General features: G+C 33.1%; 12 protein-coding genes and 1 pseudogene. 4 read left to right on the top strand and 9 right to left on the bottom strand.

Features of this window, described 5'->3' with window-relative positions:
* Positions 1 to 116: 116 nt before the first annotated feature.
* The 5 genes from MOV42_RS02075 to alaS are packed head-to-tail and all read right to left on the bottom strand — an operon-like array spanning position 117 to position 5,824.
* Positions 117 to 1,127, bottom strand: coding sequence for a DNA adenine methylase (locus MOV42_RS02075; RefSeq protein ID WP_324172164.1), 1,011 nt, complete (start codon positions 1,125 to 1,127; stop codon positions 117 to 119).
* A gap of 24 nt (positions 1,128 to 1,151) precedes the next feature.
* Entirely contained in the window at positions 1,152 to 2,249 is a 1,098-nt protein-coding gene (locus MOV42_RS02070) for an aminotransferase class I/II-fold pyridoxal phosphate-dependent enzyme (RefSeq protein ID WP_324172163.1), read from the bottom strand.
* A complete protein-coding gene (maf, locus tag MOV42_RS02065) occupies positions 2,246 to 2,791 on the bottom strand; it encodes a septum formation inhibitor Maf (RefSeq protein WP_324172162.1) in 546 nt (181 codons plus the stop codon). The genes MOV42_RS02070 and maf overlap by 4 nt, the downstream gene beginning before the upstream one ends.
* Before the next feature lies 1 nt (position 2,792).
* The gene (locus MOV42_RS02060; RefSeq protein ID WP_324172161.1) at positions 2,793 to 3,275 is read right to left on the bottom strand and encodes a hypothetical protein; all 483 of its coding nucleotides are present in this window, start codon (positions 3,273 to 3,275) and stop codon (positions 2,793 to 2,795) included.
* On the bottom strand, positions 3,275 to 5,824 hold the full coding sequence (alaS, locus tag MOV42_RS02055) for an alanine--tRNA ligase (protein ID WP_324172160.1): 2,550 nt from the start codon (positions 5,822 to 5,824) through the stop codon (positions 3,275 to 3,277). The genes MOV42_RS02060 and alaS overlap by 1 nt, the downstream gene beginning before the upstream one ends.
* Before the next feature lie 119 nt (positions 5,825 to 5,943).
* Here alaS and MOV42_RS02050 point away from each other — a divergent pair, with 119 nt between their 5' ends.
* Positions 5,944 to 6,723 carry a flagellin gene (locus MOV42_RS02050; RefSeq protein WP_324172159.1) on the top strand — a complete coding sequence of 260 codons (780 nt, stop codon included), beginning with the start codon at positions 5,944 to 5,946 and terminating at the stop codon, positions 6,721 to 6,723.
* Here MOV42_RS02050 and MOV42_RS02045 read toward each other — a convergent pair.
* Both MOV42_RS02045 and MOV42_RS02040 read right to left on the bottom strand, forming a co-directional pair.
* On the bottom strand, positions 6,717 to 7,151 hold the full coding sequence (locus MOV42_RS02045; protein ID WP_324172158.1) for a DUF523 domain-containing protein: 435 nt from the start codon (positions 7,149 to 7,151) through the stop codon (positions 6,717 to 6,719). The genes MOV42_RS02050 and MOV42_RS02045 overlap by 7 nt on opposite strands.
* A 91-nt stretch (positions 7,152 to 7,242) precedes the next feature.
* Positions 7,243 to 8,658: an aldehyde dehydrogenase family protein gene (locus MOV42_RS02040; RefSeq protein ID WP_324172157.1), complete on the bottom strand. Its 1,416-nt coding sequence runs from the start codon at positions 8,656 to 8,658 to the stop codon at positions 7,243 to 7,245.
* A gap of 124 nt (positions 8,659 to 8,782) precedes the next feature.
* On the opposite strand from MOV42_RS02040, the gene MOV42_RS02035 reads away from it, so the two are divergent.
* The 3 genes and pseudogenes from MOV42_RS02035 to MOV42_RS02025 all read left to right on the top strand — a co-directional run bounded on the left by MOV42_RS02035 (position 8,783) and on the right by MOV42_RS02025 (position 11,992).
* Positions 8,783 to 9,577 carry an SDR family oxidoreductase gene (locus MOV42_RS02035; protein ID WP_324172156.1) on the top strand — a complete coding sequence of 265 codons (795 nt, stop codon included), beginning with the start codon at positions 8,783 to 8,785 and terminating at the stop codon, positions 9,575 to 9,577.
* A 24-nt stretch (positions 9,578 to 9,601) separates the two neighbouring features.
* Positions 9,602 to 10,690 (top strand): annotated as a pseudogene (leuB, locus tag MOV42_RS02030) (3-isopropylmalate dehydrogenase).
* A gap of 69 nt (positions 10,691 to 10,759) precedes the next feature.
* Positions 10,760 to 11,992: a hypothetical protein gene (locus MOV42_RS02025; protein WP_324172155.1), complete on the top strand. Its 1,233-nt coding sequence runs from the start codon at positions 10,760 to 10,762 to the stop codon at positions 11,990 to 11,992.
* A gap of 63 nt (positions 11,993 to 12,055) precedes the next feature.
* Here the strand turns inward: MOV42_RS02025 and MOV42_RS02020 are convergent, their stop codons facing one another.
* Positions 12,056 to 12,859, bottom strand: coding sequence for a sulfite exporter TauE/SafE family protein (locus MOV42_RS02020; RefSeq protein ID WP_324172154.1), 804 nt, complete (start codon positions 12,857 to 12,859; stop codon positions 12,056 to 12,058).
* A gap of 12 nt (positions 12,860 to 12,871) precedes the next feature.
* The gene (locus MOV42_RS02015; protein WP_324172153.1) at positions 12,872 to 13,744 is read right to left on the bottom strand and encodes an AEC family transporter; all 873 of its coding nucleotides are present in this window, start codon (positions 13,742 to 13,744) and stop codon (positions 12,872 to 12,874) included.
* Positions 13,745 to 13,751: the final 7 nt, after the last annotated feature.

Raw genomic sequence — 13,751 nt, 5'->3', positions numbered from 1 at the left:
TATCTCCTCTATTGCAAGAAGCTTATCATTGAAAATCAATTTATTTAAAATATTTGACATATTGTCATACAATTCGTATTTTACCTAAAATATATTAAGTGTCTTGTTAAAAAAATCTAAGCAATTTTAAGAAAAAACACTCTCTCTTTGTTATCATCATGTTTGCTCTTGCCAGTTGTAAAAGCTTTATAGTCTTTTTCAAAAACTTTTACTTTACCTCTTCTTGACATGGATTTTATTATATCTTCATCAGAGATTTTTGCGTTACTTCTGTCGTTTCCTTTATTTGCCATGTTGTTGTATGAGAGAAGTATGTATTTACATTTTGCATTTATTATTAAGTCATCAAAACTATCTGCTGCACTTTTTAGTGAGTATTCGCTTTTGATTTTAGAACGGTCAAACTTTTTTGCTACTCCAAAAACTTCTGTTTTTTTCCATTGAGTTAAGTTTTCAAGTAGATGATAAGCATCACAGTATTGTCTAGAATTGTATGGCGGGTCAAGGTAAAGAACATCACACTCTATATCTCGTATGAGCATATTGGCATCTATGTTATGAACTTCATTATTTTTGTTTTTACTCAGGTCAACATCAAGCATCTTCATCTCAAACTTTTGTTCTCGTATCTCTTTTTTTATATAAGCGTCATAATGTCCAACAGTATTTGCTATGCGGTCTATGGAGTAGTTTAGTGAAGTTAAAAGTATATGTTTTTCTTTTAGATTTATGGCATCTGATATGAAAAGTCTTTTTATCTCTTCTCTTATAAACCCGACTTTTTTTGCTACCTTTTTTGAAAAATATCTTCCACCAAAGTTTTTAGAAAAGTAGTTTTCTCTTGAAGCCGTAGATGCATTAAAGTCTTTTATGATTTTTCTAACTTTTATCTCATCAAAATCTTCATCATTTAAAAAAGCATTTAAAGAAACAAAATTTTGATAGAGCAAGTCGTTAGAGATTATCTTTTTATTTTTATCGTTAAAGTATGAACTAACTACACCAGTTCCTGAAAATATATCACAGAGTGAGTCAAACTCTCCAACCTCTTTTTTAATGATGTCATCTATAAAATCAAGTATCGAATTTTTGTTACCAAGGTATCTTCGTTGCGATATTTTGTACATAAACCCTCCTCTTAATTTGACATATTATTTTATGATTTTGCTCAGTTCTTTACATAAAGCTATCAACTCTACTTCTGTTTGACCAAGTCTTGCAATCAGTCTAACTATTGCTCGTTTTACTGTTGGCTGACGAATCCCACCTATTGCATAACCACTCTCTAATATTTTATCTTTTATCTCTATTACTTTTTTATTATCACATATTAAGATTGGGACTATTAAACCATCAACTTTTATGCCTAGTTCTTGTAAAACTATCATCTGTCTTAGTCTAATTTCATCTTTGATTATCTCTTTATTTTGGAGTATAAATTTCAGAGCATTATGTGCAAGTAAAGTGTCATAAAGAGAAAGTGAAGTAGCGTAGATAATAGGCTTCGCACGGTTTATAAGATACTCTATTATATGCTCAGATGCCAAGATAAATGCACCAAAACTTCCATACGCTTTTCCAAGAGTTCCCATTTTTATATGGTTAGGTTTTATCTCGATGTTGTATAGGTCAAATACACCCATCAGGTCATTTCCAACAACTCCACTACTATGTGCTTCATCTACTATTAGAATGGCATCTAGCGTATCACAGATGCTAAATACTTCAGAGTCCACTAAATCTCCATCCATTGAGTAGATTCCTTCGACTGCCACCACTTTCCTCGAAGCATCTGAGGATTCTAGCATCTGAGTTAAATCTTGCATATCGTTATGTTTAAAATACTGAACTTTTATGCCATTAAGTTTAGATGCCAACACTCCAGATGCATGATACAACTCATCCATAAAAAGTTCATCACCACTTCTTACAAGAGCCTCAATAAGTGCAATATTTGCATTAAAACCACTTCCTACAACAACCCCACTTTCAAATCCATTTGCCTCGCAAAGTGCATCTTCAAAGTCTTTGTGAATTTGATGATAACCATTAACTAAAAGAGAAGCTTTTGAACTGTGAACAGGTTCATTAGACAGAGTCTCACAAGTTTTCTCATGAAGTTCTTTTTTATGAGAGAGTCCTAAGTAATCATTAGATGCGAAGTCTAAAACATCATTGTTTACTACTTCTCTAGTACGAAATCTTTTTGATTTTTTTAGTGCTTTTATCTCATTTTCATAGTAGTTCATAAAAAGGCCTTTAAAAGTTCAGTATTTAGCCCCATTGCTGTACTTTCATAACCTCGTACTTCTTTTATGTATGATTTACAAAAACCTTCAACCATACAAGCACCAGCCTTTCCTCGCCACTCTCCATTTCTAAGATATTTTTCTAAGTCATCTTTGTCAAACTCATCAAAAAGATAGTCAGTTTGTGAAATATCTATTATTTTTTTATGTTTGGAATGGTAAATCATGCAAGTTACTATGCTAGTTATACTTCCGCTTTGAGTCATCAAAATCTCTCTTGCACTTTCAAGTGAGTTAGCTTTTCTAAGTATTTTATTATTCGCTGTCACAACTGTATCAGCTACTAAAATAGGGTAATCCTCAATTCCAAAGGCTTCTATATTTACTTCATATTTTCCTAAAGTTGCTTGATATACAAAGTTTTTAGGGCTAGATGCAAGGATGGAGTCTTCATCGAACTCTTTTGATTCTTGTAAAAACTCAATGCCCGCCTTTTTTAAAAGCATTGCACGAGTGTATGAGGAAGAGGCAAGTCTAATCATTTTAAAGTACTGAGGAGAAGTAAGAACCTATAAATATAGCCGTTACACCAAGCAAAATATTTAGAGGTACCATATATTTACCTATGAGTTCTAATTGGTTTTTCGCAAGAACAAAATCTCCATTATTAAGAGCTTTTTCTGCTTTATTTCTTCGTCTAATCATAAGAGCTAGATTAAGAAACATTATTGTCCAAATACCCTCTTTGGTATAAACGAAGAGTTTGAATTCACTATCTGAAATTGAGTAGCCTTTTATCATAAATATCGCTGTAAAAAGGAGGAGTAATACAAAGGGAGCCGCGATGCAAAAGAGTCTCTTTAGTGCATCTGCTATTCTCTCTAGTCTTTTTTGTGGTGATTCTATTTCTATAAATGATGGATGAGCGGCGTAACGCATAGCTATCATACCACCAACCCATACAACAGCTGAGATAACATGTAAAAAAACTATAAAAGTTTTGTATTCAGCAAAGATTTCCTGCACTAAGAAAGAACCTCTGTTATGTATGCAAGTGCTTGTATTTTTGCATCTGGAAGTTTAGTTTTATCTTTTCCACCAGCTTGTGCAAAGTCAGGACGACCGCCGCCACCACCACCAAGAATCGGAGCAATTTTTTTAATCCAATCACCAGCTTTAGCATCTGCGTTTTTAACACCAGCGGCTATAAGAACTTTATCGCCTTTAACTTGAAAAAGCATTGCACAAAGTTTTTCATTTTGGTTTTTAAGCTCATCTATCTTTTCTTTAATATCTCCAGATGGAAGTTCTTCAACTACAACGGCTACGCCATTTATTTCATTAGAAGATATTTCTACTTTTGAACTTTCTTGAGACTCTTTAAGTTCTGTTTTTAACTCTGTTATGTTTGACTTTAGTCTTGAAATACCAGCCATAATATCTAAGTTTTTAACCTCAGCTTCAACGCGTTTTATCATAACTCTTTGATCACAAAAATACTCATATGCAGCATGACCAACAACAGCTTCTATTCGTCTAACACCCGCAGAAACTCCACTTTCTTTTGTGATGATAAAAGAACCGATATTTGCTGAGTTATCAACATGAACACCACCACAAAACTCAACTGAAGCATCTGAGAAACTTACAACACGGACTTCATCACCATACTTCTCGCCAAACTGAGCTTTTGCTCCTGACTTTTTAGCATCTTCTATGCACATAACTTCTGTTTTTGCAGGGATAGCTCTTAGAACATCACGGTTTACTCTTGTTTCTATCTCTACTAACTCTTCATGTGTTAAAGCTTTAGGGTGAGAAAAGTCAAATCTAAGTCTCTTGTCTTCTACAAGTGAACCAGCTTGAGATATATGGTCACCTAAAACATCATATAAAATAGCATGTAAAAGATGTGTTGCTGAGTGATGTTTAATGATTTCTGCTCTTGAAATATCTACTATAGACTCAACAATATCTCCAACTTTTAGAGTTTTGCTAAGAGTGATTTGTGAAAGATTTAAGCCGAAAATTTTTCTAGTATCTTCTACTTTAGCAAAACCTTCTAACTCTCCGCTATCCCCCATCTGTCCACCACTCTCGGCATAAAAAGGAGTTGTATCTAAAAGTACCCAACCTTTTTCTCCTGCTTGAAGTATGTCAGCATGTTTAAACTGTGCATCTAAGAGTGCTAATACTTCTCCAGAATGAGCTAAAAATTCATAACCAACAAAAGTGTTTTCACCAAATTTTTCTAAAAGTTCTTTAAAATCTCCATGTGCTTGAGAATCTCCACTACCTTTCCAAGCAGCTTTTGCACGAGTTCTTTGCGCAAGCATCAACTCTTCAAACTTTGCAGAATCAAGACCTAAGTTTTTACCCTTAAGCATATCTTCTGTTAAGTCTAGTGGAAAACCAAAAGTATCGTAAAGTTTAAAAGCAACCTCACCACTAAAAATCTCTTTTGTATTTTTTAACTCTAATTCAAACAGCTCTATCCCAGACTCAATAGTCTTAAAAAATCTAGCTTCTTCTAGTTGAATCTGTTCTTTAACAGCTTTTGCTTTTGTGATTAGGTAGTCGTATTCACCACCCATAATCTCTACAACAATATCAACAAGCTTGTACATAAATGCTTCTCTAAATCCAAGAAGATAACCATGTCTTACAGCACGACGCAAGATGCGACGAAGCACATAACCACGGCCCTCATTTGAGAAATTTATACCTTGAGCTAAAAGAAAAAGTGCCGTTCTAATGTGATCAGCTATAACTCTATATGAAGCACCAGTTGAATACTCATACTCTTTACCTATAAGGGTTTCTACTTTGTTTATGATTGGCATAAAAAGTGATGAATCATAGTTAGAACGCTTACCTTCTTTTATGGCAATAACTCTTTCAAGTCCCATGCCTGTGTCAATAGAAGGTCTTGGAAGTGGAGTCATTGAACCATCTGCTGCTTTCTCATATTGCATAAAAACAAGATTCCAAATCTCTAAAAATCTATCGCCTTCTCCACCAAGATAATCTTCTTTGCCACTAAAGTGTTCTTCACCTTGATCATAAAAAATCTCAGAACATGGTCCACACGCTCCTGTATCTCCCATAGACCAAAAGTTATCTGCATCTCCTAGTCTTAAAATCTTATCTGATGGAACATATTTTTTCCAAAGTTTTTCAGCTTCATCATCACTATCATGAACTGTTATCCAAAGTTTATCAGAAGGAAGTTTGATAACCTCAGTCAAAAATTCCCAAGCATAGTCAATCGCTTCTTCTTTAAAATAATCTCCAAAGCTAAAGTTTCCTAGCATCTCAAAAAATGTATGATGTCTAGCAGTATGCCCAACATTTTCCAAATCATTATGCTTTCCACCTGCTCTTAAACAGGTTTGACATGAGGTTGCTCTTGGGTTAGCTGGTCTTGGAACTTCGCCTGTAAAAATCGACTTAAAAGGTACCATTCCTGCATTGTTAAACAAAAGTGTTGCATCTTCTGGCACTAATGGCGCAGATGCTATGCGTTCATGATTTTTTGACTCAAAATATTTTAAATACTCTTCTCTAATATCCATCTATTATTCTCTTTTATAAAATTAAGCGATTATATCCAAAACAGTTTTAATCTTTTATATCTTCTAGGGTTAAAAAAATGTATACTTTATTAATGTAACCTAAATTTAAAGGATTTTTTATGAATGTTTCAAACACAAATGCTCTAACAAACACAGGCATAAACCTTAACTCAAACCTAACTAAACTATCTTCAGGTTCACGAATCAATAGTGCCGCAGATGACGCTTCAGGTATGTCTATTGCAGATAAAATGTCTGCTCAAGTTCGTGGTTTAGGTCAAGCCATACAAAATACTAACAATGCAATAGGTATGGTTCAAGTAGCAGATGGAGCTATGCAGGAGTATTCAAATATACTAAATGATGTAAGAGTGTTAGCACTCAAAGCATCTAGTGGCATTATGAATCATAGTAACAGAAGTATTATACAAAATGAGATAGATAAACTTCTCTCTTCTGCAAACAAAATTGTAAATACAACATCATACAACGGCATAAACATACTTCAAGAAAAAGGCGAATTTACATTTCATACAGGTGCAAATGCTGGAGAAAAAGTTCATGTAGACTTTGGCGATGCCTCTTCAATCCTTCCTGCAGTAGATGTTTTAGATAGTAGTAAGATAGACGATAGTTTAAAAAATATTGATAAAGCTTTAGAATCTACAGGTTTAATCATGAGTAACTTAGGTGCTGGGCAAAATGCTTTAGAATCAAATGTAAGAAATATATCTGTTTCAAGAATAAACATAGCCTCAGCAGAATCACAAATAAGAGATTTGGACTTTGCACAAGAGAGTGCAAACTTTAATAAAAACAAAATTTTAGATCAGACTGGTGTATTTGCTCTTGCTCAAAAAAATGCAGTCCAATCAAATATTTTAAAACTATTTCAATAGTTTAGTTCGTCTTTTATTTTTATAGTTGAATATTCTTTTAAAAACATTTCGGTAGCAATTCCGTTACCGAGCTTAATCACTTTTTTTTCTTTATTCATTATAGGTGTAGTCCCATAGCCACAACTAGGGCTTTTAGATTTTAAAACTATGGCATCTGCTTCTGGATGAAGTTTAGTGAAAGAGTTTATTTCATCTTTTAAAAGTTGTGTTACATCTTTATTACTCTCATTTGTAATTATTTTTAAATCACCATCAAAATCAACAATATTTATCCGCTCTCTAGGAGTTCCAAAAATTGGTGCCTCAGGACAAAAAGGGATGATTTCATAGTCTTTAAACTTTTCAGCTATTGCATCTACACTTTTAGTTTGCCCATCATAACGGCAAAGATGTCCAAGTAAACAAGCAGAAATAATTACTTTTTTCATTATATACCTCTGAACTTTAAAAAAGTTCTAACTTTAGTCGCCACAGCGGCGCGAGCGGAACTAAATGGGCTTTGCTCATTTAGTGGACTAATTAACAGACAACTACACTCTTAATTTCCGTAAATTCTTCAATGGCAAATCTAGGACCTTCACGCCCTACTCCACTAAGTTTTACACCTCCATAAGGCTGAATATCGAACCTAAGAGTTGGCATATCATTTATAACAATTCCACCAGCATCTAGCTCACTAATTGCTCGTTTTGTTAAACTCAAATCATTTGTAAATACAGAAGATTGAAGTCCATACGGAGAGTTATTAATACGAGGAAGTGCATCATCAAAACTATCAACTTTCACAAGAGAAACTATAGGAGCAAAAACTTCTTCACATACTATTGCCATATCATCTCGTACATCTGCCATCACACAAGGCTTAAACATAACTCCATCACAAGAAGGAGTTAGAAGCGCTCTTGCCCCTTCATCTATGGCACTTTGTACCCAGTTCATAGCACGAGTTGCAGCTTCTTCATCAATCAAAGGACCCATAAAAGTACTCTCTTCATAAGGTGAACCAACTACAAGTTTTTTAGTTTCTTGCGCCATCTTAGATGCAAACTCATCATATACTTTAGCATCTACATAGATGCGCTGAAGAGAAATACAAACTTGTCCAGAATTTACAAATGCACCTAAAGCACAACGCTGTGCAGCTAAAGTTAAATCTGCACTAGCATCTATATAAGTTGCTGCATTTCCACCAAGTTCAAGTGAAACTTTTTTAATTCCTGCATTTTTAACAATGATTTCTCCAACAGGAACACTTCCTGTAAAGCTTATAACACGAGGTATATCACTTGTAATTAAAGCACTTCCAACTTCAGCATCTCCATAAACTACACTCAGGGCATCTTTAACTGCATACTCACTTTCTATGAAAAGTTTTGCAAATTTATACGCTGTTAAAGGTGCTTCAGGAGTTGGTTTTAAAACTACTGCATTACCAGCAACTAAAGCAGGTGCTAATTTGTGAGCTATAAGATTTAGAGGAAAGTTAAAAGGAGTAATAGCAACAGCAACTCCAATAGGTTCACGAGAAAAATAAGAGATAGTTTTTTTACCACTAGGCATAGCATCTGTGTTGATTGTCTCTCCATGCATAGTACGCATGGTTTCGGCTGATAAAGTAACAGTTTCGATGCATCTATCTACTTCTACACGAGCAAAAGTTATGGGTTTTCCAACTTCGTCAGTAATAGTTTGCGCTATATCTTCCTTGTTCTCTTTAAGCTTAGAAGCAACATCTAAAAGCCAAGAACATCTTTGAGAAAGAGTAGATGCTTTAGCTTCTTTTGTAGCATCTTGCGCAATTTTTAAAGCTTTTAAAGCATCTGCCTCACTACAAATAGGAGCAGTAGAAACCACATCCCCACTAAATGGACTTTTTCTTTCACTCAAGTTTTCTTTAGTAGCCTCTGTTGAGCCAAAAAATATTTTTGCATTCATTTTATTTCCTAGTAATATATTTATAGATTATATCATTTATAAAATAATTCTCTTTAGAAATAATTTTTTTTATTTGCGATTTAAATACGATTATTATTTTATATAATCATAAAAAAGGAAAAAAATGAATTTAAATATACAAAATAAAACTGCTTTAATTACAGGATCAACACAGGGTATCGGCTTTGCATCTGCAAAAAAACTTTGTGAAGAAGGTGTAAATGTTATTATCAATGGAAGAGATATCTCAAAAGTAAATATTGCTGTAAGTAACTTGAAAAATGAATTTTCAAAACTTACCATTACAGGAATAGCTGCTGATTTAAAAGATGAGCAAGGATGCACTAAACTAATTTCACAAATCAAACATATAGATATTTTGATAAATAATGTAGGTATATTTGAACCAAGAGATTTTACAGATATCTCTAGTGATGAGTGGTTACATATGTTTAATGTTAATGTTATGAGTGGGGTAAGACTTTCTCAACATTATTTACCTAAAATGTTAGAACAAAACTGGGGAAGAATTTTATTTATTTCAAGTGAATCAGCACTTCAAATCCCTAAAGAGATGATACATTATGGTATGACAAAAACTGCACAAATATCAGTTGCTCGAGGAATCGCTGAACTAACAAAAGGCACACAAGTTACTTCAAACTCTATCATAGTTGGTCCTTCAACATCAGAAGGTGTTGCACAATTTATGCAAGATTTAGCAAAACAAGAAAATAAAACATTTCAAGAGATAGAAAAATTCTTTTTTGATGAAGTTCGACCAACATCTTTAATTCAAAGATTTTCAAGTGTAGATGAAATAGCAAATATGATAGTGTATATTTCAAGTCAAAATGCCAGTGCTACAAATGGGGCAACACTTCGCGTTGATGGCGGAGTTGTGCAGTCAGCATTTTAAAAATAAAAAACAAGGTTAAAATTTATGAAGAAATATAATAATATCCATTATAGAAGGTGATGGCATAGGTCCAGAAATAATAGATGAAGCAGTAAAAGTACTAGATACTGTTGCAAAAGTTTGTAATTTTTCTATTAATTATAAAGAATACTTAATGGGTGGTATTGCTGTTGATAAAACAGGTGTTCCATTACCAGAAGGAACAGTAGCTGGGGTATTGGACTCTGACGCTTGTTTATTAGGGGCTATTGGTGGAGAAAAATGGGATAAATTAGAAAGAAATTTAAGACCAGAGACAGGACTATTAAACTTTAGAAAAAAAGTAGGTGTTTATGCAAACCTTAGACCTGCTGTAGTATATAAGGAACTACTAAATGCATCTACTTTAAAACCAGAAGTTATTGAAAATTGTAACATCATGGTTGGAAGGGAACTAATCGGTGGTATTCATTTTGGAGAACCTAGAGGCAATGATGGTCAAAAAGCTTTCAACACAATGGTATATACAAAAACAGAAATTTTAAGAATTGGTAAAAAAGCATTTGAGCTTGCAATGAATAGAGATAAAAAACTATGTTCAGTTGATAAAGCAAATTTATTAGATATTTCTCAGTTATGGAGAGAAGTGATGATTGAACTGTCTAAAGATTACCCTGAAGTTGAATTGACACATATGTATATAGATAATGCATTAATGCAACTAGTAAGAAATCCTAAACAATTTGATGTAATTGTTACAGGAAATATATTTGGAGATATTTTATCCGAAGCTGCTTCTATGGTTGTTGGGTCAATAGGACTGTTAGCATCTGCTTCACTTGGTGATAATACTGCCGTTTACGAGCCTATTTATGGCTCAGCACCTAACATAATAGGTCTTGGTTCGCTAACCCGATAGCGACAATAGAAAGCGCAGCGATGATGCTTCGACACTCGTTAAAAGAAAAAAGAGGTGCATCATTAATTGAAAAAGCTATTAAGAGTGTTTTAAAAGATGGTTATCGAACAAAAGATTTATCACTTTTTGATGCTAAAGAAATTTTAAGTACTTCTGAGATGGGCGATACAATAACCTTTTATATTAAAAATAATAGCGATTATTTAGCGATTTAATTTTAATATAATTTTGTCGTAGTTTTAATACTTTACAGTTTGAAACACATTAACATAAGGAAAGAAGATATGAGAAAGATTGTAAAATTAAGTTTAGCTACATTAGCTTTATTAACAACAGGGGTAAGTGCTGCAGATAATTTATCAGATGCTTTTAAAAATACTAAAGCTTCAGGGGAAGTTAAAGCAGCCTATATTAATTCTAATTTTTTAGGTTCAAAAGAGTCAGATAGCATAGGATCAGTTGGTGGTAGACTAGGAATTGTAACAGATGAATTAAAAGGGTTTAAAGCAGGAGCAACTTTTCAAACTTCTCATGTTTTACATGATGGGATAAATTATACTGACCTAAGTCCCATCCCTCCATTTAATGTGAATGGAGCTAATCAACGAACAAACTCTTTTAATGCATCTGGTTCAGTATTATCTGAATCATATTTAGAATATACTTTGTCAAATACTTCATTAAAAGTAGGTAGACAGTTTATTACAACTCCGTTAGTGAGCTCAGCACTTCCTGGAAAATCTTCTGAAGCACTTATAAAAGATTCATTTCAAGCATATGTTTTGACAAATACAGATATACCAGATACTACTATAGTTGCAGCATATGTAACCCAATATCAACAAATATCTGATGGAGAAGGTAATATCGGTGACTTCAAAGAGTTTCAGGATGGTGCAGGTTCAATTTTTGTAAAAAATAATTCAATAAAAGACACAACTTTACAAGTGCAATATTTAACTGAAAAAGGTAAAACATCAGCACAAGATAAAAATGTTTTATATTTTCAAGCAGATTACAAAATAAAGGGACATACTTTATCGGCTCAATATTTAGCATCTAAAGATAAAACACAAGCTACTGATGCACAAGATGCTACAGTTTTTGGATTAAAAGCTACAGGACCTTTAGGTATCTGGAAACTAAGGTATATTGTAGCATATACTGCAAGTACAGATAAAAAAGGTGCTGCTTATTTAGGTGCTGGTGAAGGTACATCTGATACATTATTTACTGCTATGCCTGTTCATGGAGGAGGAGTTCCTGCAAGAGCTGATACTAATACAATAGTAGGTGCTATGGTTGTTCCAACACCAATAATCACTTTAATTGGATACGTTGGACAATCTGCCTCTAGTACCCATGTGCTAGGTGATGTAACAGCAATGGGAGTACTTGGGATTTATCCAATTATGAAAAATTTACAATTAAAAATGGATTATGAGCATGTAAAAGTTGAAAAAATTATAACAGAAAATACTGATACAACAAGAGCATATCTATCATATAAATTTTAATTATAGTATGTAGAGTGAAAATATACTCATTAAATATATTTTTAATGAGTATCCTTTATCTTGCTATATCAATCCTAACATCATCTTTACACTCAATGAAAAGGTTAAAACTGCAAATATCTTTTTCAGTGTAGTTACTGGTAACTTGTGAGATAAACTTACACCTATTGGAGCAGTAGCATAACTAGCAAGTGAGATAGAGATAAATGCAGGAATATAAACATACCCAATCATAAAAGAATCAGCAGATGTGTAACTCCAACCATTTATAATATAACCTAGCGTTCCTGATACCGCGAGAGGAAATCCAATGGCTGAAGATGTTCCTATGGCTTTTTTCATATCTACCCCTTGCTTTACAAGATAAGGAACACTTAAAATACCCCCTCCAATAGATACTAAAGCAGATAATCCACCTATTCCAAAACCAGCAAAAAATTGACCTTTATTCCCTATCGCAGTTCCTTGTTTTTGAGGCTTTTTGCCAAAAAACATTTTTAGAGCAGCATAAAGCATAAATAAACTAAAAAATACAGAAAGATAAAATGATTCAATATTAGATGCTAAAAAGGTCAAAGCAAAAGTACCTACAATTACACCAGGAGCAATTAAGACAAATAGATCCCATCGTACCGATTTTCTTTTGTGTTGAGCTCTAAAACTGGATATAGAAGTTATAGACATAACAGCCATGCTAGTTGCCAATGATATTTGCATAACATTTTTCCCATCAAAACCATGAGATACGAAAAACATAGTTAATACTGGTACTATTATACCGCCGCCTCCTATGCCAAAAAGACCTGCCATTACACCAACAAAAGAGCCTAAAATTAAAAATATCATAATTGATTGTATATCTAACAAAATGTAGCCTTTTTATAATACAAAATATAAAACTATAGGAATACTGATTAATGAAAATATATTCCCAATAGCAACAACAGATGCAACAAGTACAGAATCTTTTTTATACTGTTGAGCCATAATAGTATTCAAAACCGCAGGAGGCAAAGCTCCAAAAAGTATAATCAATGCTTGTTGGGTTTGAGTATAATCAAAAATATAAATAGCTAAGAGTGCCATTATTATTCCTGAGATTGGACACAGTATAGCACCTAACAATCCTAATCTCCAATACTTTAACTCTACATGAACAAGCCTTACACCCAGAGCAAATAATACCAACGGGATTGATACTTGGGACATCATTTTCAAAGAAATATTTATCACTTGAGGAAAATGCATATCAAAATAATTAAAAAATAACCCAAATATTGTAGCTATAATAACTGGGTTTTTTAATATTTTTGATACTTTTGTTTCGCCACCATACATAACAGGAGCAACTGTAAACTGTCCAATAATTTGCACTAGAGAAAGAGATATAAACATTACTAAAGCATCTTCTCCAAAAGCAAATAGAGCTAATGGAAAACCTAAATTTATAGAGTTATTAAACATCATAGAAGGTAAAAAAGATTGAGGGCGTATCCCCATCATCTTGGTTATTGGGTAAAGTATCACTCCTGAACCAAAAACTACCATAACTCCACCTAAAGAAAAATAACCTAAATTTAAAATAGATGGTAATTTCTCACTAATAGAATAAAAAACTAAAATAGGTATAAATATTTCTAAATTAATCTTATTTGTAGTATCCATACTTATATGATAATTTTTAGCATACAAAAGACCTATTAAAGTTATAAATACAATAGGAAATATTATATTTAATATTTGAAAAATCACAAGATAC

This window comes from Sulfurimonas sp. (assembly GCF_029027405.1).
Classification (GTDB): Bacteria; Campylobacterota; Campylobacteria; order Campylobacterales; family Sulfurimonadaceae; genus Sulfurimonas.
This window is presented reverse-complemented; position numbering and strand designations above follow the sequence as displayed.

Excerpts from the sequence above, each read along its gene's own strand:
- MOV42_RS02045 (WP_324172158.1), bottom strand. The coding sequence starts at position 7,151 with ATGAAAAAAGTAATTATTTCTGCTTGTTTACTTGGACATCTTTGCCGT.
- MOV42_RS02075 (WP_324172164.1), bottom strand. The coding sequence starts at position 1,127 with ATGTACAAAATATCGCAACGAAGATACCTTGGTAACAAAAATTCGATA.
- maf (WP_324172162.1), bottom strand. The coding sequence starts at position 2,791 with ATGATTAGACTTGCCTCTTCCTCATACACTCGTGCAATGCTTTTAAAA.
- MOV42_RS02040 (WP_324172157.1), bottom strand. The coding sequence starts at position 8,658 with ATGAATGCAAAAATATTTTTTGGCTCAACAGAGGCTACTAAAGAAAAC.
- MOV42_RS02025 (WP_324172155.1), top strand. The coding sequence starts at position 10,760 with ATGAGAAAGATTGTAAAATTAAGTTTAGCTACATTAGCTTTATTAACA.
- alaS (WP_324172160.1), bottom strand. The coding sequence starts at position 5,824 with ATGGATATTAGAGAAGAGTATTTAAAATATTTTGAGTCAAAAAATCAT.
- MOV42_RS02070 (WP_324172163.1), bottom strand. The coding sequence starts at position 2,249 with ATGAACTACTATGAAAATGAGATAAAAGCACTAAAAAAATCAAAAAGA.
- MOV42_RS02050 (WP_324172159.1), top strand. The coding sequence starts at position 5,944 with ATGAATGTTTCAAACACAAATGCTCTAACAAACACAGGCATAAACCTT.
- MOV42_RS02035 (WP_324172156.1), top strand. The coding sequence starts at position 8,783 with ATGAATTTAAATATACAAAATAAAACTGCTTTAATTACAGGATCAACA.